General features: G+C 68.5%; 16 protein-coding genes and 3 rRNA genes. 3 read left to right on the forward strand and 16 right to left on the reverse strand.

Annotated features, from left to right (window positions below; translation table 11 throughout):
* Positions 1 to 82 precede the first annotated feature (82 nt).
* From PYS65_RS15780 to PYS65_RS15805, 6 genes are all read right to left on the reverse strand, one after another.
* Entirely contained in the window at positions 83 to 1255 is a 1173-nt protein-coding gene (locus PYS65_RS15780) for an acetoin utilization protein AcuC (protein WP_279334588.1), read from the reverse strand.
* Complete coding sequence (locus PYS65_RS15785) at positions 1206 to 2474, reverse strand: MFS transporter (protein ID WP_279334589.1); 1269 nt, start codon at positions 2472 to 2474, stop codon at positions 1206 to 1208. Before PYS65_RS15785 ends, PYS65_RS15780 begins: the two co-directional genes overlap by 50 nt.
* A 66-nt stretch (positions 2475 to 2540) precedes the next feature.
* Positions 2541 to 3185 carry an HAD family hydrolase gene (locus tag PYS65_RS15790; RefSeq protein ID WP_279334590.1) on the reverse strand — a complete coding sequence of 215 codons (645 nt, stop codon included), beginning with the start codon at positions 3183 to 3185 and terminating at the stop codon, positions 2541 to 2543.
* Between the two features lie 61 nt (positions 3186 to 3246).
* Positions 3247 to 3363, reverse strand: a 5S ribosomal RNA gene (gene rrf, locus PYS65_RS15795).
* Positions 3364 to 3451: 88 nt separating this feature from the next.
* Positions 3452 to 6573, reverse strand: a 23S ribosomal RNA gene (locus tag PYS65_RS15800).
* A gap of 304 nt (positions 6574 to 6877) precedes the next feature.
* A 16S ribosomal RNA gene (locus tag PYS65_RS15805) occupies positions 6878 to 8406 on the reverse strand.
* Together the 16S, 23S and 5S rRNA genes form the textbook arrangement of a ribosomal RNA operon.
* Before the next feature lie 837 nt (positions 8407 to 9243).
* Between PYS65_RS15805 and trpS the strand changes: the two genes are divergently transcribed.
* Positions 9244 to 10248, forward strand: coding sequence for a tryptophan--tRNA ligase (gene trpS / locus PYS65_RS15810; RefSeq protein WP_279334591.1), 1005 nt, complete (start codon positions 9244 to 9246; stop codon positions 10246 to 10248).
* Between the two features lie 13 nt (positions 10249 to 10261).
* Here trpS and proC read toward each other — a convergent pair whose 3' ends face one another.
* From proC to PYS65_RS15840, 6 genes are all read right to left on the reverse strand, one after another.
* A complete protein-coding gene (proC, locus tag PYS65_RS15815) occupies positions 10262 to 11074 on the reverse strand; it encodes a pyrroline-5-carboxylate reductase (protein WP_279334592.1) in 813 nt (270 codons plus the stop codon).
* A 152-nt stretch (positions 11075 to 11226) separates the two neighbouring features.
* Positions 11227 to 12012 carry an ABC transporter permease gene (locus tag PYS65_RS15820; RefSeq protein ID WP_279334593.1) on the reverse strand — a complete coding sequence of 262 codons (786 nt, stop codon included), beginning with the start codon at positions 12010 to 12012 and terminating at the stop codon, positions 11227 to 11229.
* On the reverse strand, positions 12009 to 12812 hold the full coding sequence (locus tag PYS65_RS15825) for an ABC transporter ATP-binding protein (protein WP_279334594.1): 804 nt from the start codon (positions 12810 to 12812) through the stop codon (positions 12009 to 12011). Before PYS65_RS15825 ends, PYS65_RS15820 begins: the two co-directional genes overlap by 4 nt.
* 185 nt (positions 12813 to 12997) lie before the next feature.
* Complete coding sequence (locus tag PYS65_RS15830) at positions 12998 to 13510, reverse strand: EamA/RhaT family transporter (RefSeq protein WP_279334595.1); 513 nt, start codon at positions 13508 to 13510, stop codon at positions 12998 to 13000.
* 65 nt (positions 13511 to 13575) lie between these two features.
* Positions 13576 to 13911 (reverse strand): SH3 domain-containing protein, encoded by a 336-nt coding sequence (locus PYS65_RS15835; RefSeq protein WP_279334596.1) that lies wholly within the window; start codon positions 13909 to 13911, stop codon positions 13576 to 13578.
* A gap of 31 nt (positions 13912 to 13942) precedes the next feature.
* Positions 13943 to 14257: an SH3 domain-containing protein gene (locus PYS65_RS15840; RefSeq protein WP_279334597.1), complete on the reverse strand. Its 315-nt coding sequence runs from the start codon at positions 14255 to 14257 to the stop codon at positions 13943 to 13945.
* A 182-nt stretch (positions 14258 to 14439) separates the two neighbouring features.
* Between PYS65_RS15840 and PYS65_RS15845 the strand changes: the two genes are divergently transcribed.
* Positions 14440 to 16638, forward strand: coding sequence for a serine/threonine-protein kinase (locus tag PYS65_RS15845; RefSeq protein WP_279334598.1), 2199 nt, complete (start codon positions 14440 to 14442; stop codon positions 16636 to 16638).
* A 69-nt stretch (positions 16639 to 16707) separates the two neighbouring features.
* On the opposite strand, the gene ilvD is transcribed toward PYS65_RS15845, so the two are convergent.
* The 4 genes from ilvD to PYS65_RS15865 form a co-directional block, all read right to left on the reverse strand.
* Positions 16708 to 18561: a dihydroxy-acid dehydratase gene (ilvD, locus tag PYS65_RS15850; protein WP_279334599.1), complete on the reverse strand. Its 1854-nt coding sequence runs from the start codon at positions 18559 to 18561 to the stop codon at positions 16708 to 16710.
* 149 nt (positions 18562 to 18710) lie between these two features.
* The gene (locus PYS65_RS15855) at positions 18711 to 19376 is read right to left on the reverse strand and encodes a TetR/AcrR family transcriptional regulator (RefSeq protein WP_279334600.1); all 666 of its coding nucleotides are present in this window, start codon (positions 19374 to 19376) and stop codon (positions 18711 to 18713) included.
* Positions 19373 to 20251 (reverse strand): sugar phosphate isomerase/epimerase family protein, encoded by an 879-nt coding sequence (locus PYS65_RS15860; protein WP_279334601.1) that lies wholly within the window; start codon positions 20249 to 20251, stop codon positions 19373 to 19375. The genes PYS65_RS15855 and PYS65_RS15860 overlap by 4 nt, the downstream gene beginning before the upstream one ends.
* Before the next feature lie 213 nt (positions 20252 to 20464).
* Positions 20465 to 21397 carry a Ppx/GppA family phosphatase gene (locus tag PYS65_RS15865; protein ID WP_279334602.1) on the reverse strand — a complete coding sequence of 311 codons (933 nt, stop codon included), beginning with the start codon at positions 21395 to 21397 and terminating at the stop codon, positions 20465 to 20467.
* A gap of 95 nt (positions 21398 to 21492) precedes the next feature.
* Between PYS65_RS15865 and PYS65_RS15870 the strand changes: the two genes are divergently transcribed.
* Entirely contained in the window at positions 21493 to 22341 is an 849-nt protein-coding gene (locus tag PYS65_RS15870; RefSeq protein ID WP_279334603.1) for a DUF3109 family protein, read from the forward strand.
* Positions 22342 to 22375: the final 34 nt, after the last annotated feature.

Consider the following 22375-nt stretch of genomic DNA (forward strand, 5'->3'; position numbering starts at 1 on the left):
GGGAAACACCGCACGGTTGGAGTAAGAGCCCCGAGCCTGACCCGCTGCGGAGGACAGGCCGCGGAGCCCGGCTCCGGCCCGTTCACGCCAGCAGCCCCCGCAGCGGGAACACCGCTCGGCGGGTCGCCAGCACCGCCTGGTCCAGCCGGTCCGCCGGGTCGTAGCCTGCCTCCCAGGACGCCCAGGACACCGGCCACCGGCCGTCGGTCATCCGCACCGGACCCAGTTGCCGGGTCCGGGCGTACACCTCCTGCCGCCAGCTCTCGGGGATCACCGTCGCCGGGTCCACCGGCCGCTCGGCCGCGATCGCCACCAGATGGGTCCAGGACCGCGGCACGACCTCCACCACCGCGTACCCGCCGCCGCCCAGAGCCACCCAGCGCCCGTCGGAGTGCTCGTGCGCCAGCTCGTGGCACGCCGCCTGCACCGCGCGCTGCGCGTCCAACGACACCGCCAGATGCGCCAGCGGATCCTCGAAGTGCGTGTCGGCGCCGTGCTGGGTCACCAGCACCTGCGGCCGGAAGTCCGCGAGCAGCTCCGGCACCACGGCGTGGAACGCCCGCAACCATCCCGCGTCCCCGGTCCCGGCCGGCAGGGCCACATTGACCGCGCTGCCCTCCGCGCTCTCCGCCCCCGTCTCCTCCGGCCATCCGGTCTGCGGGAACAACGTCCGGGGATGCTCGTGCAACGACACCGTCAGCACCCGCGGGTCCTCCCAGAACGCCGCCTGCACGCCGTCCCCGTGATGCACGTCCACGTCCACGTACGCGACCCGCTCGGCCCCCAGCTCCAGCAGCCGGGCGATGGCCAGCGCGGCGTCGTTGTACACGCAGAAACCCGAGGCAGCCCCCGGCATCGCGTGGTGCAGTCCGCCGGCGAAGTTCACCGCGTGCAGCGCGTCCCCGCGCCACACCGCCTCCGCCGCGCCCACCGACTGCCCCGCGATCAGCGCCGACACCTCGTGCATCCCGGTGAAGGCGGGATCGTCCGTCGTCCCCAGCCCGTACGACGGGTCCGCCGCCGCCGGATCCGCCGAGGCCGCCCGCACCGCGCGGATGTAGTCCTCGCGGTGCACCAGCCGCAGCGTCGAGTCCCCGGCCGTCTTCGCGGCGACCACCGCCACCTCGCGGTCCAGCCCGAACGCGCCCACCAGGCTCCGGGTCAGCGCGAGCCGCACCGGGTCCATCGGATGGTCCCGGCCGAAGTCATAGCCCGTTACTGCCTCGTCCCACATCAGCTGTGTGCGGCCGCTCATGCCCGCCACCGTACCGGTCGGATTCGGGCGCGAACGACCTGGCGTACACCAATGTCACCAGCACCAACACCATCGGCACCAGCATCGCCCCGCGATAACTCCAGGCATCCCCGAGCGCCCCGACCAACGGGGAACCGATCAGGAACCCCACGTAATTGAAGACGTTGAGGCGTGCCACGGCCGCGTCCGAAGCCTCCGGGCCGCCCAGCACGAAAGCACGCCGCCCCGCCGCCGCGAAGGTCTGCGGCACCAGCACACAGAGCCCCAGCCCCAGCAGTGTGAACCCCAGCATCCCCGCCCACGCCCCGGGCGCCCCGGCCACCACGGCGAACCCCGCCGCCGCCACCAGCGCCCCCACCCGCACCACCACCACGGCCCCGAACCGGCGCACCCCGAAGTCGCCGAGCGTCCGCCCCAACAGCGTGGTGACCATGTAGACGTTGTACGGAACGGTCGCCAGCTGCTCCGAACTCCCCAGCACGTCCTGGAGGTACTTCGCGCTCCAGTTCGAGACCGTCGAGTCCCCGATGTACGCCGCCGTCATCACCACACACAGCGGCAACAGCAGCTTGAAGGTGACAGCCCCGCCCGCGCCCCCGGCCTTCCCCACCGCCTCCGTCACGGGCGTGTCGGGCCCGCCTCCCCCGTCGGGCCCGCCGCCCTCACCGTCGACGTACCACCGGCTCCCGGCCAACACCGCCGGCATCAGCACCAGCACGACCGGCAGATACGACACCCACAGCGCCCACTGCCCGTGCGCCCCCACCCATGCGAGCGACGCCCCGGCGATCCCGCCCAGACTGTAGGCGGCATGGAAACTCAGCATGATGCTGCGCCCGTACGCCCGCTGCAGACTCACCCCCAGCATGTTCATCGAGGCGTCCAACGCCCCCACCGCCAGCCCGAACACGGCCAGCGACACGGCCAGCCCGGCCAGTCGCTCCCCGGCCCCGACCCCGAGCAGCGCCAGCAGCACGACCGGCTGCGACCACCGCAGCACCCGGCTCGCCGGCACCCGCCGCACCAGCCGCTCCGTCGTCACACTCCCGATACCGGCCAGGACGGGCACCGCGGCGAGGAAAACCGGCAGCAACGCGTCGGAGACCCCGTACCTGTTCTGGATGGCCGGAATCCGCGTCACGAGCAGAGCGAAGGCGACGCCCTGCACGAGGAAACCGAACGCCAACGAGGCCCTGCCGCGCCGCAGCACATCAGTCATGGCGGCGAGCGTAGGGCCCCGGTGTACTGGTGGGTAGATCCGGCCAGAGATGAATTCCGCCCGGTCTCAGCGGAGCAGTTCCGCCAACTCCCGCATGTCGGTGAAGAGTCGGGTGGCCCCGTTGAGCTTCTCGGCCGGTGTCATCGAGGCGAACCCGTACACGTCCATCCCGGCCGCGACCGCGGCCTGTACGCCAAGAGGGCTGTCCTCGACCACGACACACCTCTCCGGTGCGACACCCATCCGCTCGGCGGCGTACAGGAAGAGGTCCGGCGCCGGCTTGCCCCGTCCCACATCCTGCGAGCTGAAGATCCGCTCGTCGTCGAACCACCGGTCCAGCCCGGTCGTGCGGTGTCCCACCCGGATCCGCTCATGGCTCCCGGACGAGGCCACGCAGTACGGCACACCGTCGGCGTCCAGCCGCTCCAGTACCTCCACGGCACCGGTGACCGGCTTCAACTCCCGCTCGAACGCGGCGAAGACACGGGTGTGGAACACGTCGTCGAAGTCGGTCGGCAACCGCTGCCCGGTCCTCTGCTCCACCAGGTCGTGCACCCGGTGCATGGCGGCTCCCATGTAGTCATGGAGGGAGTCCTCGTACGACGTCGGATGCCCGAGCTCGGTGAGATAGCCGGCCAACAGCCGGTTGGAAATGGGCTCGCTGTCGACGAGGACACCGTCGTTGTCAAAAATGACCAGGTCATAGTGCATGCCCTCGACCCTAAATACAGAAAGCCCCGCACCATATCGGTGCGGGGCTCTCCCACAATTTGTTCGGCGGCGTCCTACTCTCCCACAGGGTCCCCCCTGCAGTACCATCGGCGCTATAAGGCTTAGCTTCCGGGTTCGGAATGTAACCGGGCGTTTCCCCTACGCTATGACCACCGAAACACTATGAAACACTCAACCGCACCACGCCGTGGCCCGGCATGGGGTCGTTCGTGGTTTCAGAACCAACACAGTGGACGCGAGCAACTGAGGACAAGCCCTCGGCCTATTAGTACCGGTCAACTCCACACCTTACGGCGCTTCCATATCCGGCCTATCAACCCAGTCGTCTACTGGGAGCCTTACCCCATCAAGTGGGTGGGAGCCCTCATCTCGAAGCAGGCTTCCCGCTTAGATGCTTTCAGCGGTTATCCCTCCCGAACGTAGCCAACCAGCCATGCCCTTGGCAGGACAACTGGCACACCAGAGGTTCGTCCGTCCCGGTCCTCTCGTACTAGGGACAGCCCTTCTCAAGACTCCTGCGCGCGCAGCGGATAGGGACCGAACTGTCTCACGACGTTCTAAACCCAGCTCGCGTACCGCTTTAATGGGCGAACAGCCCAACCCTTGGGACCGACTCCAGCCCCAGGATGCGACGAGCCGACATCGAGGTGCCAAACCATCCCGTCGATATGGACTCTTGGGGAAGATCAGCCTGTTATCCCCGGGGTACCTTTTATCCGTTGAGCGACGGCGCTTCCACAAGCCACCGCCGGATCACTAGTCCCGACTTTCGTCCCTGCTCGACCCGTCGGTCTCACAGTCAAGCTCCCTTGTGCACTTACACTCACCACCTGATTGCCAACCAGGCTGAGGGAACCTTTGGGCGCCTCCGTTACTCTTTAGGAGGCAACCGCCCCAGTTAAACTACCCATCAGACACTGTCCCTGATCCGGATCACGGACCCAGGTTAGACATCCAGCACGACCAGACTGGTATTTCAACGACGACTCCCCCACCACTGGCGTGGCGGGCTCACAGTCTCCCAGCTATCCTACACAAGCCGAACCGAACACCAATATCAAACTGTAGTAAAGGTCCCGGGGTCTTTCCGTCCTGCTGCGCGAAACGAGCATCTTTACTCGTAGTGCAATTTCACCGGGCCTATGGTTGAGACAGTCGAGAAGTCGTTACGCCATTCGTGCAGGTCGGAACTTACCCGACAAGGAATTTCGCTACCTTAGGATGGTTATAGTTACCACCGCCGTTTACTGGCGCTTAAGTTCTCAGCTTCGCCCCACCGAAATGGAGCTGACCGGTCCCCTTAACGTTCCAGCACCGGGCAGGCGTCAGTCCGTATACCTCGCCTTACGGCTTCGCACGGACCTGTGTTTTTAGTAAACAGTCGCTTCTCGCTGGTCTCTGCGGCCACCCCCAGCTCAGGAAGCACGTTCCCTCACCGGCGATGGCCCCCTTCTCCCGAAGTTACGGGGGCATTTTGCCGAGTTCCTTAACCATAGTTCACCCGAACGCCTCGGTATTCTCTACCTGACCACCTGAGTCGGTTTAGGGTACGGGCCGCCATGAAACTCGCTAGAGGCTTTTCTCGACAGCATAGGATCATCCACTTCGCCACAATCGGCTCGGCATCGGGTCTCACCCTGGATGAGTGGCGGATTTGCCTACCACTCGGGCTACACCCTTACCCCGGGACAACCACCGCCCGGGCTGGACTGCCTTCCTGCGTCACCCCATCACTCACCTACTGCAGGTCTGGTCCGTCGGCTCCACCACTCCCCTCAACTCCGAAGAGATCGGGGCGGCTTCACGGACTTAGCATCGCCTGGTTCGATGTCTTGCGCTTCACAGCGGGTACCGGAATATCAACCGGTTGTCCATCGACTACGCCTGTCGGCCTCGCCTTAGGTCCCGACTTACCCTGGGCAGATCAGCTTGACCCAGGAACCCTTGGTCAATCGGCGCACACGTTTCTCACGTGTGTATCGCTACTCATGCCTGCATTCTCACTCGTGAACCGTCCACAACTCGCTTCCGCGGCTGCTTCACCCGGCACACGACGCTCCCCTACCCATCACGATCCCCGTTGGGGGTTGATATCGCAATGACACGACTTCGGCGGTACGCTTGAGCCCCGCTACATTGTCGGCGCGGAATCACTAGACCAGTGAGCTATTACGCACTCTTTCAAGGATGGCTGCTTCTAAGCCAACCTCCTGGTTGTCTGTGCGACTCCACATCCTTTCCCACTTAGCGTACGCTTGGGGGCCTTAGTCGATGCTCTGGGCTGTTTCCCTCTCGACCATGGAGCTTATCCCCCACGGTCTCACTGCCGCGCTCTCACTTACCGGCATTCGGAGTTTGGCTAAGGTCAGTAACCCGGTAGGGCCCATCGCCTATCCAGTGCTCTACCTCCGGCAAGAAACACGCGACGCTGCACCTAAATGCATTTCGGGGAGAACCAGCTATCACGGAGTTTGATTGGCCTTTCACCCCTAACCACAGGTCATCCCCCAGGTTTTCAACCCTGGTGGGTTCGGTCCTCCACGAAGTCTTACCTCCGCTTCAACCTGCCCATGGCTAGATCACTCCGCTTCGGGTCTTGAGCGTGCTACTGAAGCGCCCTGTTCGGACTCGCTTTCGCTACGGCTTCCCCACCCGGGTTAACCTCGCAACACACCGCAAACTCGCAGGCTCATTCTTCAAAAGGCACGCAGTCACGACATGCAGGCAAGCCTGCATGCGACGCTCCCACGGCTTGTAGGCACACGGTTTCAGGTACTATTTCACTCCGCTCCCGCGGTACTTTTCACCATTCCCTCACGGTACTGTCCGCTATCGGTCACCAGGGAATATTTAGGCTTGGCGGGTGGTCCCGCCGGATTCACACGGGATTTCTCGGGCCCCGTGCTACTTGGGTGTCTCTCCAACGAGCCGCTGACGTTTCGACTACGGGGGTCTTACCCTCTGCGCCGGACCTTTCGCATGTCCTTCGTCTACCTCAGCGGTTTCTGACTCGTCCTGTTGCCGGCAGACAACAGAAGAGAGATCCCACAACCCCGTATGCGCAACCCCTGCCGGGTCTCACACGCATACGGTTTGGCCTCGTCCGGTTTCGCTCGCCACTACTCCCGGAATCACGGTTGTTTTCTCTTCCTGCGGGTACTGAGATGTTTCACTTCCCCGCGTTCCCTCCGCTTGCCCTATGTGTTCAGGCAAGGGTGACAGCCCATGACGACTGCCGGGTTTCCCCATTCGGAAACCCCCGGATCACAGCCTGGTTGACGGCTCCCCGGGGACTATCGTGGCCTCCCACGTCCTTCATCGGTTCCTGGTGCCAAGGCATCCACCGTGCGCCCTTAAAAACTTGGCCACAGATGCTCGCGTCCACTGTGCAGTTCTCAAACAACGACCAACCACCCGTCACCCCACTGGAGATCCAGTGAGTACACCGGGGCCGGCAACTGAGGGTTCGTTCCCTCAGACACCCAACAGCGTGCCCGTCCCGGCCCCGTCCGGTGATCATGCGTTCCACGCCCCGAAGGACAGTACTGGCAGCCACCGGCCCGAGATCCGGACCGACTAATCAACGTTCCACCCATGAGCAACCAGCACCGGACGTACGCCGGTGTACTGGCCCCTGACCGGCCCGGAGGCCGGTGAGAAGTGCTCCTTAGAAAGGAGGTGATCCAGCCGCACCTTCCGGTACGGCTACCTTGTTACGACTTCGTCCCAATCGCCAGTCCCACCTTCGACGGCTCCCTCCCGCAAGGGGTTGGGCCACCGGCTTCGGGTGTTACCGACTTTCGTGACGTGACGGGCGGTGTGTACAAGGCCCGGGAACGTATTCACCGCAGCGATGCTGATCTGCGATTACTAGCAACTCCGACTTCATGGGGTCGAGTTGCAGACCCCAATCCGAACTGAGACCGGCTTTTTGAGATTCGCTCCACCTCGCGGTATCGCAGCTCATTGTACCGGCCATTGTAGCACGTGTGCAGCCCAAGACATAAGGGGCATGATGACTTGACGTCGTCCCCACCTTCCTCCGAGTTGACCCCGGCGGTCTCCCGTGAGTCCCCACCACCCCCGAAGGGACGTGCTGGCAACACGGGACAAGGGTTGCGCTCGTTGCGGGACTTAACCCAACATCTCACGACACGAGCTGACGACAGCCATGCACCACCTGTACACCGACCACAAGGGGGCACCTGTCTCCAGGTGTTTCCGGTGTATGTCAAGCCTTGGTAAGGTTCTTCGCGTTGCGTCGAATTAAGCCACATGCTCCGCTGCTTGTGCGGGCCCCCGTCAATTCCTTTGAGTTTTAGCCTTGCGGCCGTACTCCCCAGGCGGGGCACTTAATGCGTTAGCTGCGGCGCGGACGACGTGGAATGTCGCCCACACCTAGTGCCCACCGTTTACGGCGTGGACTACCAGGGTATCTAATCCTGTTCGCTCCCCACGCTTTCGCTCCTCAGCGTCAGTGTCGGCCCAGAGATCCGCCTTCGCCACCGGTGTTCCTCCTGATATCTGCGCATTTCACCGCTACACCAGGAATTCCGATCTCCCCTACCGAACTCTAGCCTGCCCGTATCGACTGCAGACCCGGGGTTGAGCCCCGGGCTTTCACAATTGACGCGACAGGCCGCCTACGAGCTCTTTACGCCCAATAATTCCGGACAACGCTCGCGCCCTACGTATTACCGCGGCTGCTGGCACGTAGTTAGCCGGCGCTTCTTCTGCAGGTACCGTCACTTGCGCTTCTTCCCTGCTGAAAGAGGTTTACAACCCGAAGGCCGTCGTCCCTCACGCGGCGTCGCTGCATCAGGCTTGCGCCCATTGTGCAATATTCCCCACTGCTGCCTCCCGTAGGAGTCTGGGCCGTGTCTCAGTCCCAGTGTGGCCGGTCGCCCTCTCAGGCCGGCTACCCGTCGTCGCCTTGGTGAGCCGTTACCTCACCAACCAGCTGATAGGCCGCGGGCTCATCCTGCACCGCCGGAGCTTTCCGTTTCCGCAGATGCCTGCGGAAACGGGTATCCGGTATTAGACCCCGTTTCCAGGGCTTGTCCCGAAGTGCAGGGCAGATTGCCCACGTGTTACTCACCCGTTCGCCACTAATCCGCCCCGAGGGGCTTCATCGTTCGACTTGCATGTGTTAAGCACGCCGCCAGCGTTCGTCCTGAGCCAGGATCAAACTCTCCGTGAATGCTTCCCGGCGTTCCGGGGACACCACGGGAGCGGAACCGCCGGAGGAATGATCCGGCGGTTCACAGCGTCCTCGCTGTGTGTTTCAAAGGAACCGCGTCCCGGCCGGAGGCCGGAGACGGGGTATCAACATATCTGGCGTTGATTTTTGGCACGCTGTTGAGTTCTCAAGGAACGGACGCTTCCTTTGTACTCACCCTGGCGGGTTTTCCTCCGGGCGCTTCCCTTCGGTCTTGCGTTTCCGACTCTATCAGATCTTTCCGGTCCGATTTCCTCGGGGTTTCGCCTTCCGGGGCTGCGCTTTTCGCGTTTCCCTTTCCGGCGGCTCCGACTCTATCAGACCCTTTCGGGCCTGATTCCCGGTCAGAACGGGTTGTCTTCCCGGCTGTTGGGCCGTTCCGACGAGTGAGACTTTAGCGGATTCCCGGCCCCCGACCTAATCGGGGTCCTGCCCCCTTTCGGGTGCGGATTCCTCATTCCGCGAATACGCACACCATTGACGCGTCGGCAGACAGACTGCTGACGTCGATCAGGGGTGATGCTTGCGGAATGGCTGTCCGGGGACCGACCGGAGTCGGTGCTCACGTCGGACAACTCGGAGTACCTTACGGACCCGGCCGGGGTGTGTCAACCCGCTGCCGGCCCCACCCCCGCGGCGTACTGTGTTCCGCATGACGACGCGTACGTACAACCAGTTCTGGTGGGCCGCCTGACGGCGGCCGACGCTACGTACGCACTCGACGGCCGCCGCCTCGGCGGCCGTTCTGCGTTTCTCCCTCCAGGACTCCGAGGGGCGGCCGGCCGGGGACGGCGGCCTCCGTGAGGATAGGGAGAAGAGATGACACGGGTCTTCAGCGGGATCAAGCCGACCGGGCACCTGACACTGGGGAACTACCTGGGGGCCATGCGGCAGTGGGCCGCGGCCGACCAGCACCGGTCGGACGCGCTGTTCTGTGTGGTGGATCTGCATGCGCTGACCGTGGACCACGATCCCGCGCGGGTGCGCAGGCTGAGCAGGCAGGCGGCGACGTTGCTGCTGGCGTCGGGGCTGGATCCGGAGCTCTGCACGGTGTTCGTGCAGAGCCACGTAGACGAGCACGCGCGGCTGTCGTACCTGCTGGAGTGCGTGGCCACGGACGGCGAGATGCGCCGGATGATCCAGTACAAGGAGAAGGCGGCCCGGGAACAGCGGCGGGGCGGGAGCGTACGGCTGTCGCTGCTGACGTATCCGGTGCTGATGGCGGCGGACATCCTGGCCTACGGGACCGATGAGGTTCCGGTGGGGGACGACCAAGCACAGCATGTGGAGCTGACGCGGGATCTGGCGGTGCGCTTCAACCAGCGGTACGGGCACACCTTCGTGGTGCCGCGGGCCACGCATCCGCGGGTGGCGGCGCGGGTGATGAACCTGCAGGAGCCGATGTCGAAGATGGGGAAGAGCGACGACGTCGGGCCGGGGATCGTCTATCTGCTGGACGAGCCGGACGTGGTGCGGAAGAAGGTCATGCGGGCGGTGACCGACAGCGGGCGGGAGGTCGTGTACGACAGGGAGGCCCGGCCGGGGGTGGCGAACCTGCTGGAGATCCTCGCGGCGTGCTCGGGCGGGAACCCGGAGGCGTTGGCCGATGTGTACGAGTCGTACGGGTCTTTGAAGAAGGACACCGCGGAGGCCGTGGTCGAGGTGTTGAGGCCGGTGCGGGAGAAGCACAAGGAGCTGTGCGCGGATCCCGGCTACGTGGAGGGAGTGCTGCGGGAGGGCGCGGAGCGGGCGAGGGGCATGGCCCGGCCGACCGTGGATGCCGCCCATCGGGCGATCGGCCTGCTCCCGGCGGCCGAGGGGTAGCCGGCCCGGGGCCTCAGTCCTTGGTGCCGGAGGCGAGTTCGCGGCTGCGGTCGCGGGCGGCTTCGAGGGCGGCGATGAGGGCGGCTCGTACGCCGTGGTTCTCGAGTTCGCGGATGGCGTTGATGGTGGTGCCGGCGGGGGAGGTGACGTTCTCGCGGAGTCTCACCGGGTGCTCGCCGCTGTCGCGGAGCATCGTCGCGGCGCCGATCGCGGACTGGACGATCAGGTCGTGGGCCTTGTCGCGGGGCAGGCCGAGCAGGATGCCGGCGTCGGTCATGGCTTCGACCAGGTAGAAGAAGTACGCCGGGCCGGAGCCGGAGAGGGCGGTGCAGGCGTCCTGCTGGGATTCCGGGACGCGGAGGGTCTTGCCGACGGAACCGAAGATCTCCTCGGCGTGGGCGACGTGTTCGGGGGTGGCGTGGCTGCCGGCGGAGATGACCGACATGGCCTCGTCGACCAGGGCGGGGGTGTTGGTCATGACGCGCACCACCGGGGTGCCGGCGGCGAGGCGTTCCTCGTAGAAGGAGGTGGGGATGCCGGCGGCGCCGCTGATGACGAGACGGTCGGCGGGGAGGTGCGGGACGAGTTCGTCGAGGAGGGCTGCCATGTCCTGCGGTTTGACCGTGAGGATCAGGGTGTCGGCGGTCTTGGCGGCTTCGAGGTTGGAGACCGGGGTGACTCCGTGGCGGGCGCGGAGTTCGTCGGCCCGTTCCGGTCGGCGGGCGGTGACCAGGAGGTCGGCGGGGGTCCAGCCGCCGCGGATCATTCCGCTGAGCAGGGCCTCACCGATCTTGCCGGTGCCGAGGACTGCGACTTTCTGAGCCATGGCGGGGTGTGCCTTCCGGGGTGTGCGCGTCGTCCTGGTTCATCCTCGCACCCGGGTGGTCCGGGGGCGGGGTGTGTCCGGTGGGCGGACGACCGGACGACCGGTTCAGGGGCGTCCCGGGTGAGCCGCCCGGGTGGGGGCGGCCCATGGGGTCAGGCCGTCCTGCGTCGCAGGGTCGCCGCGCCCAGGGCGAGGACGAGCAGGGCGCAGCCGGTGACGATCAGGACGTCGCGTACGAAGGCGGTGGTCATGTCGGCGTGCATGAGGACCTCGTTCATGCCGTCCACGGCGTAGGACATGGGGAGGGCGTCGGAGATGCCCTCGAGGACGGGGTGCATGTTGTGGCGTGCGGTGAAGAGTCCGCAGAGGAGGAGCTGGGGGAAGATCACCGCCGGCATGAACTGGACCGCCTGGAATTCCGAGGCCGCGAAGGCCGAGACGAAGAGGCCGAGGGCCGTGCCGAGGAGGGCGTCGAGCAGGGCCACCAGGAGGAGCAGCCACGGGCTGCCGACGACGTCGAGGCCCAGGAACCAGACCGCCAGTCCGGTGGCCAGGGCCGACTGGACGATCGCGATCGCGCCGAAGGCGAGGGCGTAGCCGGCGATCAGGTCGCCCTTGCCGAGGGGCATGGCGAGGAGGCGTTCGAGGGTGCCGGAGGTGCGTTCGCGCAGGGTGGCGATGGAGGTGACCAGGAACATCGTGATCAGCGGGAAGATCCCGAGGAGCGAGGCGCCGATGTTGTCGAAGACGCGTGGGCTGCCGTCGAAGACGTAGCGGAGCAGGAGCAGCATCAGGCAGGGGACGAGCAGCATCAGCGCGATCGTGCGCGGGTCGTGGCGGAGCTGGCGCAGGACCCGGGCCGCGGTGGCGAGGACGCGGGAGATGTTCAGGGCGCTCGGCGGAGCGGAGGGGGGTGTCGTCGTACGGGTGGTGCTCATCGTGAGGTCTCCTTCGTGCGGCTTGCCGCGACCGCCGCGTCCACCAGGTGCAGGAAGGCGCCCTCGACGGTTTCGGAGCCGGTGCGGGTACGGAGGGCGTCGGGGGTGTCGTCGGCGAGGATCTCGCCCGCGCGCATGAGCAGGAGGCGGTGGCAGCGCTCGGCCTCGTCCATGACGTGGGAGGAGATCAGGAGGGTCGCTCCGCGTTCGGCGGCGAGGGTGTGGAAGAGCTGCCACAGGTCGCGGCGCAGGACCGGGTCGAGGCCGACGGTGGGTTCGTCGAGGACCAGCAGTTCGGGGGTGCCGAGGAGGGCGACGGCCAGGGAGACGCGGCTGCGCTGACCGCCGGAGAGGTTTCCGGCGAGGACGTCGGTGTGGGTGGTGAGGTCGACGTCGGTGATGGCCCGGGTGACGTTCTCGTGGCGGCGGGCGGCGGCTGCCCGGCCGGGGTCGAGGATCGCGGCGAAGTAGTCGAGGTTCTGGCGGACGGTCAGGTCGTCGTAGACGGAGGGGTCCTGGGTGACGTAGCCGATGCGGGTGCGCAGGGTGGGGTGGCCGGCGGGGTGGCCGAGGACGTCGAGGGTGCCGGTGACCTTGGCCTGGGTGCCGACGACGGCCCGCATCAGGGTCGACTTGCCGCAGCCGGAGGGGCCGAGGAGGCCGGTGACCTGGCCGTGCGGGACGGTGAAGTCGAGGCTGTGCAGGACGGTGCGGGGGCCTCGGACGACGGTGAGGTCCCGGGCGCGGACGGCGGGGGTGCCGTCGTCCGGGCGTGGAGGGCCGGAGCGGTAATTCATCATGTGATGAATAATCCTCTCGGGGGCGGTACACGTCAAGCGGCGGCGGGCGGAAGGCGGGGCGGCACGGGCTCGGGCATGCCAAAAGGACGCGTCGGCGCCTGACATCTGGCATGTCGAGGTCGTCGAACGCGTCCGAGGGGGTGCCGGGAAGGGCGGGGGCGGGGCCCGTGCTGCGGGGCGGGGCCCTACGGGCGGCGGCGCTTCCCGGGGTTGCCGGAGCGGCGGGAGATCCGCTTCTCGTACTGCTCGCGGGCCGTCCGGTACTCCTCGCGGTGGAGCTTCTCGCCGGGGGCCTCGGTGAGGGAGCGGAAGAAGTAGGCGAGGAGGGAGCCGACGAAGCCGACGCTGAGCAGACCGCGGAGGGACCGCTGCCGGTCGGGGTCGGGGCGGCGCTTGAACGCCTCCCAGGTGTGCCCGAACGCGAGGGCGCTGCAGACCGCGAACATCCCGACCGCGAGGATCCCGACGAAGCCGCCGACCTCGGCGATCTGAAGGCCCTGGTAGGCGAAGCGCAGGGCGAGGCAGGAGACGGCCGCGGCGGCGAGGGAGCCGACGGCGACGCCGATGCGGCGGGCCGCGTAGCCGTTGTCGTGGTCGACCCAGGTGGTGCCGAAGAAGCGGATGGGCTCGGGGCGGGGGCCCGCCGGGGCTCCCGTGGAGCCCGCGGTGCTGTCCGGGGTGCCGTTCTCTGCGCTCACGCATCGATTATGGCTCCGTCGGCACCGCGGGCTCCGGGCGGGCTACGAAAGGGACCCGGGCGGGGTCAGCCGCAGCGCGATGCGACGTAGCCGTCGCTGCCCGTCTTCACGTAGGCGTCCGAGACGTACTCGCCGTTGGCGATGTTGTCCCAGATGTTCGACGTGCCGTACGTGCCCGTCACTGTCTCGCCCGGTGTCTGGCAGTAGATCGCGACGCTGGCTCCGGCGGGCAGGACACGCACGAGGTTGTAGTGCGTGCCCGGACCGCTGCGGACGTTGAGACGGACGTCCGGTGCGACCGGGTAGTAACGGACAGCGGACTCGGCCGCCGTGCCGAGCACCAGGAGGAAGGCTCCGGTGAGAGCGGCGAGCAGGACGGATCTGCGTCGTTTCAAGGTCATGCGTACTCCCGGGTGAGGGGTGGCGATGACATCAGGCACAGCGCGATGCGACGTAGCCGTCGCTGCCCGTCTTCACGTAGGCGTCCGAGACGTACTCTCCGTTGGCGATGCTGTCCCAGATCTTCGACGTGCCGTACGGGCCCGTGACCGTGGTCCCCGGGGTCTGGCAGGAGATGGGGACCTTCGCCCCCTCCGCCAGGACGCGGACGACGGTGTACCCGGTGCCCGGACCGCTGCGGACGTTGAGACGGACGCCCGGTGCGACCGGGTAGTAACGCAGGGCCGCCGTGCCGACGGACTCCGTCCCGCTGGTGCCCTCTGCCTCACCGACATGGTCAACTGACATGGAAAGCCTCCCCCGTTGTGCATCCCATGACTGTCATGGGGTCCGTTCCTTCCCCCAAAACACGCCACGCACACCTGTTCATTCATGGAACACGGACACCAGCGAGCCGCCTCGGACTCGTACGTGTCATCGACTAGGCTCCGTGCGTCGCGCGCGCGGACGAACAGCACGGGGGTGGTTCCATGGCGCCACAGCGGAACGCCGGAGCGGGCGCGGAAGCGGAACTTCCCGAGTACGCCGGTCACTACCGTCTCGAGTCGCGCCTCGGCTCCGGTGGAATGGGCGTGGTGCATCTGGCCCGGAGTACGTCCGGGCTGAAGCTCGCGGTGAAGGTCGTGCACGCCCAGTTCGCGCGGGACCGCGAGTTCAGAGGGCGTTTCCGGCAGGAGGTGGCGGCGGCCCGGCGGGTGAGCGGCGCTTTCACCGCGCCGGTCGTCGACGCCGACCCGGAGGCCGAACGGCCCTGGATGGCAACGTTGTTCATCCCCGGGCCGACCCTCGCCGAGCATGTGAAGCGGAACGGCCCGATGCCCTCGCCCCAGTTGCGCAGACTGATGGCCGGACTCGCGGAGGGGCTGCGGGACATCCACCGCGTCGGAGTGGTGCACCGCGATCTGAAGCCCAGCAACGTACTGCTCGCCGAGGACGGGCCGAAGGTCATCGATTTCGGTATCTCTCGGCCAAAGGACAGCGAACTGCGGACCGAGACGGGGAAGTTGATCGGCACTCCGCCCTTCATGGCACCCGAGCAGTTCCGGCGCCCTCGTGAAGTGGGGCCCTCCGCCGACATCTTCGCGCTCGGTTCGCTCCTGGTGCACGCGGCCACCGGACGCGGGCCGTTCGACTCCGACAGCCCGTACGTCGTCGCCTACCAGGTCGTGCACGACGAGCCCGACCTGACCGGCGTGCCGGAGGGAATCACCCCGCTGGTGCTGCGCTGCCTGGCCAAGGAACCCGAGGAGCGGCCCTCCCCGGACGAGCTGATGCGGGAGCTGCGGTCCGTCGCGGCCTCGTACGACACCCGGGCGTTCCTGGCCGAGGCCTTCATACCGGCACAGCGGACGGACCCGACGGCCTCCACGAGCACCGCACCCGGCCATCAGGCGGAACCGGAACCCGACGAACCCGAAACAGCAGAGCACGGCTCCGGGCCCGGGGCGGATGCCGAGGAGCCCCCCGCCGGGCAGGCGGCGGCCCGGCGCTCCGCACGGCCTCCGCTGAGCAAGCGGGTGCTGCTCGGGGGCGGGACGCTCGCCCTCGCCGTCTTCGGCACGCTCTTCTCCGTCCAACTGCTCGGCGACGAAGTCCCGGAAAAACGGACCACCGGCGTGCGGACCGCGGCGGCCTCGTTCCAGGCGTGGGAGGTGACGCCGTCCGGGGAGCAGAGCACCCCGCAGTGCTCGTACGGAGCCGGCCGGCTGTTCTGCGCCCTGCCGGGGCAGGTGTTCGCCCTCGATCCCGACGACGGCGGCACGCTGTGGCGGCACACCGTCGCGCGGACGGACCGGAGCGGGCCACCGGCCCTGTCGGGTGGCCTCGTGCAGCCCGCGCTCAACCAGCGCCGCGGCCTGGAGGCGCTCGACCCCGCCTCGGGGAAGCCGGTGTGGCGTCAGAACACCGCCGAGTACCGCGGGCTGGACAGCGCCGGGAGCACACTGCTGCTCACCGGCGACGACGGCACGGTCACCGGCGTGGACGCCGCCTCGGGCGACACGAGATGGAGCAGCCCGATACCCGGACACGACATGCCGTACTTCGACTCGTTCGCGGGGGATCCGCTCACGTACGCGACGAGCACCTCCGCGGACGGCTCCGGCACGCGGGTGACGGCGGTCGATCCGCAGACCGGTGAGGTGCGCTGGGACGCGCGGCTGACGGGAACGCTGAAACCGGTCGGCACCATGAACGACTCGGTCGTCCTCACCTCCGAGGACGCTGTCTACGGCGAGGTGGAGGCCCTCGTCCGCTACACACCGGGCACCCGGGAGGTGCGACGGGTGGAGCTGCCCGCCCCGCTGGCGCAGGTGCAGGGCACCGTGCACGAGGGGGTCGCCCACCTGGCGGGGACCGGCGGCAGGCTCGTGGCCGTCGACATGGGGGCGCTGCGACAGCGGTGGAGCCTGGAAACCGGTGTGGCCCGTACTTCCGCGCCGGTGGCCGACGCGCGGCATGTCTTTCTCACGGCGCCCGACGGGCGGTTGCTCGCTGTGGATGCGCGGGTGGGGCGCCTCGTCGGGCAGACGGGGCCCCGGATGGCGGCTGCCTCCGACCGGGTCGTCGCCGCGCTGCCCGAGCCGGTGCTCGCCGACGGCCACGTCTACGCCACCGCCCCCGACGGCACGGTCTTCGCCGTGGACGGCCGGGACCCGGCCACCTGGTAGGGAGCACCGACGCGCGCGTGCCCCGCGGATGAGGGGCCACGCGCGCGTGGTGATGCGGTCGGGCCGGTGTCAGGCGAGCTTCGAGATGTCCCGCACCGCGCCCTTGTCGGCGCTCGTGGCCATGGCCGCGTACGCCTTCAGGGCGGCGGAGACCTTGCGGTCGCGGTTCTTCGGGGCGTACGTGCCGTTCAGCGCCTGCTCGCGGCGGGCCAGCTCGGCGTCGTCCACCAGCAGCTCGATGGAGCGGTTGGGGATGTCGATGCGGATGCGGTCGCCCTCCTCGACCAGGGCGATGGTGCCGCCCGAGGCCGCCTCCGGGGAGGCGTGGCCGATGGAGAGGCCGGACGTGCCGCCGGAGAAGCGGCCGTCGGTGATCAGGGCGCAGGCCTTACCGAGGCCGCGGCTCTTCAGGTACGACGTCGGGTAGAGCATCTCCTGCATGCCGGGGCCGCCCTTGGGGCCCTCGTAGCGGATGACGACGACGTCGCCCTCCGCGACCTGCTTGGTGAGGATCTTCTCGACGGCCTCCTCCTGCGACTCGCAGACGACCGCCGGGCCCTCGAAGGTCCAGATGGACTCGTCGACGCCGGCCGTCTTGACCACACAGCCGTCCACGGCGAGGTTGCCGCGCAGCACGGCCAGGCCGCCGTCCTTGGAGTAGGCGTGCTCGGCGGAGCGGATGCAGCCGCCCTCGGCGTCCTCGTCGAGGGCGTCCCAGCGTTCGGACTGGGAGAAGGCCTCGGCGGAGCGGACGCAGCCGGGGGCCGCGTGCCACATCTCCACCGCCTCCGGGGACGGGGAGCCGCCGCGGATGTCCCAGGTCTTCAGCCAGTCGGCCAGGGACGGGCTGTGGACCGAGTACACGTCCTCGTTCAGCATGCCCGCGCGGTGCAGTTCGCCGAGCAGGGCGGGGATGCCGCCCGCGCGGTGCACGTCCTCCATGTAGTACGTGCGGTCCCCGGCGACGTTGGGCGCCACCTTGGCCAGGCAGGGGACGCGGCGCGAGAGGGCGTCGATCTCGGTCAGACCGAACGGGACCTCGGCCTCCTGGGCGGCGGCCAGCAGGTGCAGGATCGTGTTGGTCGAGCCGCCCATGGCGATGTCCAGCGCCATCGCGTTCTCGAACGCGGCGACGGTGGCGATGCCGCGCGGCAGGACCGTCTCGTCGTCCTGCTCGTAGTAGCGGCGGGTGATGTCCATGACCGTGCGGGCGGCGTTCTCGTAGAGCGCCTTGCGGGCCGTGTGGGTGGCGAGGACCGAGCCGTTGCCGGGGAGGGAGAGGCCCATGGCCTCGGTGAGGCAGTTCATCGAGTTGGCGGTGAACATGCCGGAACAGCTGCCGCAGGTCGGGCAGGCGTTCTCCTCGATGCGCAGGACGTCGGCGTCGGAGATCCGGTCGTCGGCGGCGTCCACCATCGCGTCGATCAGGTCCAGCGTGCGGACCGTGCCGTCGACCAGGGTGGCCCGGCCGGCCTCCATCGGGCCGCCGGAGACGAAGACCGTCGGGATGTTCAGCCGCAGGGCGGCGTTGAGCATGCCCGGGGTGATCTTGTCGCAGTTGGAGATGCAGATCAGGGCGTCGGCGCAGTGGGCCTCGACCATGTACTCCACGCTGTCCGCGATCAGGTCGCGGGAGGGGAGCGAGTAGAGCATGCCGCCGTGGCCCATCGCGATGCCGTCGTCGACGGCGATCGTGTTGAACTCGCGCGGGATGCCGCCGGCCGCGACGACCGCCTCGCTGACGATCCTGCCCACCGGCGCGAGGTGGGTGTGGCCGGGGACGAACTCCGTGAAGCTGTTGGCGACGGCGATGATCGGCTTGCGGCCGATGTCCGCGCCCGGCACACCGGAGGCTCGCATCAGGGCGCGCGCGCCCGCCATGTTGCGGCCGTGGGTGACTGTGCGGGACCTCAGCTCGGGCATCGTCGCTCGCTCCTTCAGACCTTGTCGGGGTGCCGGGGCCAGAGAGTTCTGACTCCGGTCGAGCGTACGCCGGTCATCCAGGGATCGGGACAGGCCGTCCGGACTGCGAGATACGTGTCTCAGTGCGGGAGCGGTGGGCCGCGGGTGCCTCAGGGGCCGGTCAGATGCCCCTGCACCACCGGCGCCACCCGTCTGATGATCTGTTCGGGGTCCGCCGAGGCCAGCGGCTCCATCTTGATCACGTACCGGATCATCGCGATCCCGACCAGCTGGGCGGCGGCGAGCTCGGCGCGCAGCTCCGCGTCCGGCAGGTCGAGCTGCCCCGCGATCCGGCGCAGCAGCTGACCGGCGACCAGACGGCGGAAGACGCCGGCCGCGGCCTCGTTGTTGACGGCGGAGCGGACGATCGCGAGCAGCGGGGTCCGGGTCACCGGGTTCTCCCACAGCCCGAGAATCATCCGGGTCATCCGCTCGCCGACCTCCTCGACGGGAGCGTCGAGGACGGCGTCCCGGCCCTTGAGCGCGGGGGCGAAGGCGACCTCGACGGCCGCCTCGAAGACCTGCTCCTTGGTGCCGAAGTAGTGGTGGACCAGTGCGGAGTCGACGCCGGCCGACTTGGCGATCCCCCGTACGGAGGTCTTCTCGTACCCGCGTTCGGAGAACTCCTCGCGGGCGGCGTCCAGGATGCGGTCGCGGGTGCCGGCCGACTCCGTACGCGGAGGACGGCCGCGGCGCCGAGCGGTGCCGGTGCCGCTACCGCTGCCGCTGCCGCCGGGGGACGCGTCCGGGCCGCCGGGCGCGCTGACGTCGGTCATCGCCGCGGCGTCCAGAGCGCCGAGGACCCGGTGGGCCCGGTGGCCCCTGCGGGCCCGGTCGATCCGGTGGGACCGGACGCCAGGTGCAGGCGGGTGAACGCGAGCGCCTCCGCCAGGTCGGCCTCGCGCTCCGCGCTGGACATGGCGCGGCGGGTGTTGACCTCGATGACGACATGGCCGTCGAAGCCGTCGGCCGCGAGGCGCTCCAGCACCTCGGCGCACGGCTGGTCGCCGCGGCCGGGCACGAGGTGCTCGTCCTTGGCCGAGCCCCGGCCGTCGGCGAGGTGGACGTGACCGAGGCGGTCGCCCATGCGGTCGAGCATCCCCAGGGCGTCGGTGCGGGCGGTCGAGGCGTGACTGAGATCGATCGTGAAGTGGCGGTAGTCGTCCTTGGTGACGTCCCAGTCGGGGGCGTAGGCGAGCATCTCGCGGTCCCGGTAGCGCCAGGGGTACATGTTCTCCACGGCGAACCGCACATCCGTCTCGTCCGCCATCCGCCAGACTCCCTCGACGAAGTCACGGGCGTAGTGGCGCTGCCAGCGGAAGGGCGGATGGACGACGACCGTGGTGGCCCCGAGCCGCTCGGCGGCGGAACGGGCCCGCTGGAGCTTGGTCCAGGGGTCGGTGGACCACACGCGCTGCGTGATGAGCAGGCAGGGGGCGTGCACGGCGAGGACGGGCATGTGGTGGTAGTCGCTGAGTCTGCGCAGCGCCTCGATGTCCTGGCTGACCGGGTCGGTCCACACCATGACCTCGACGCCGTCGTACCCGAGGCGTGCGGCGATCTCGAAGGCCGTCGCCGTCGACTCCGGATAGACGGAGGCCGTCGACAGAGCGACCTTCGCATCCGGGATGCGCACCGCTGGTTCTGCCACGAGGGACAGCGTACGGGGTGTGTTCGACGGGCGGGACGCGAGCGATGTGCTTCGGCCGGAGCCGTTCGCCCCCGCCGAAACGGCATGTCCGCAGGGCACGGGGCGCTTGTCCGGCGCCCTCGGCCGCCGGTCCGGGCGCCGGTCCGGGCGCCCGCCGTGTGACCGACCTAACCGGACACGGGACGGCCCGCACCCCTCCGCCGCGCGGACTCGCTACACCGGACCCATGTGGTCCAGACGGCGCAGTATGACGCCCTCGCGCAGGGCCCAGGGGCAGATCTCCAGGCACTCCACGTCGAACAGGTCCATCGCGGCCTCCGCCACCAGGGCCCCTGCGACCAGCTGGCCCGCGCGGCCCTCGGAGACGCCGGGAAGCCCGGCGCGCTCGGCGGTGGTCATACCGGACAGCCGCGGCACCCAGCCCTCCAGGGACTGGCGCTTGAGCTCACGCGGGACGTACGGGCCCTCGACGGAGCGGGCGGCGCCCGTGATGCGGGCGAGCTGCCTGAAGGTCTTGGAGGTGGCCACCACGCGGTCCGGCGGGCCGAGGCGGCTGAACTCGCCGACCGTACGGGCGATCTCCGCGCGGACGTGCCGGCGCAGCGCGCGGACGTCGTCCGGTACCGGCGGGTCACCGGGCAGCCGGGCGAGGGTGAGACGGCCGGCGCCCAGCGGCAGCGACACCGCGGCGTCGGGCTCCTCGTCGAGACCGAAGGCGACCTCCAGGGAGCCGCCGCCGATGTCGATGACCAGCAGCTTTCCCGCCGACCAGCCGAACCAGCGACGGGCGGCGAGGAAGGTGAGCCGGGCCTCCTCCGCGCCGGTGAGGACCTGGAGCTTGACGCCGGTCTCCTCCCGCACGCGCGCGAGGACGTCCTCGGCGTTGCGGGCGTCACGCACCGCCGACGTCGCGAACGGCAGCAGTTCCTCGACGCCTTTGTCCTCGGCGGCCTGAAGTGCTTCCCGGACGACCGAGACCAGCAGGTCCGCCCCGTCGGCACTGATCGCCCCGTCGGCGTCCAGCAGCTGGGCGAGGCGCAGGTCCGCCTTGTGCGAGTGGGCGGGCAGCGGGCACGCCCCGGGGTGCGCGTCCACCACCAGCAGATGCACCGTGTTCGAGCCCACGTCGAGGACACCGAGTCTCATGTACGGCACGCTACTGCCCGCCGGACGGCGTGAACCCCGCTCTGCGGAACTCGAGCCGGTGCCGGACCGTGAGATGGGCGACTTACCCTGGACGGGTGCCAAAGACGAAAAAGGCGAAGAATGAGAAGACGGACATGAAGGCCAAGAAGGCCAAAAAGGCCGCCGGTCCTTCCCAGGTGCCGTCGGATGTTCCGCCGAACGACGAGAAGGGCCTCGACTTCGCGCGGGCATGGGTGGAGTTCCCCGATCCGGCCGACGACGAGCAGCTGTTCCGCTGCGATCTGACCTGGCTGACCTCCCGCTGGAACTGCGTTTTCGGCAGCGGCTGCCAGGGCATCCAAGCGGGCCGCGCGGACGACGGATGCTGCACCCTGGGCGCGCATTTCTCGGAGGAGGACGACGAGAAGCGGGTCGCGGGGCACGTCGCGCGGCTCACTCCGGACATCTGGCAGCACCACGCCGAGGGCACCCGGAACGGCTGGGTCTCCGAGGACGAGGACGGCGACCGGCAGACCCGGCCGTTCCAGGGCTCGTGCATCTTCCAGAACCGGCCGGGCTTCGCCGGTGGCATGGGCTGCTCGCTGCACATCCTCGCCCTGAAGGAGGGCCGCGAGCCGCTGGAGACCAAGCCGGACGTGTGCTGGCAGCTTCCGATCCGGCGGACCTACGACTGGATCGACCGGCCCGACGACACGCGCGTGCTGCAGGTCTCCATCGGCGAGTACGACCGCCGCGGCTGGGGGTCGGGCGGCCACGACCTGCACTGGTGGTGCACATCGGCGACCTCGGCGCACGGCGCGGGTGATCCGGTGTACGTCTCCTACCGGGCGGAGCTGACCGAGCTGATGGGCAAGGCCGGCTACGACCGGCTGGCCGAGCTGTGCGAGGAACGGCTGGCCTCGCAGTTGCCGCTGGTGGCACCGCATCCGGCGGATCCGGCCTGATCCTCGTCACGTCTCCCGGGGCGCCGGGCTCCGG

This window comes from Streptomyces cathayae, assembly GCF_029760955.1.
Lineage (GTDB): Bacteria > Actinomycetota > Actinomycetes > Streptomycetales > Streptomycetaceae > Streptomyces > Streptomyces cathayae.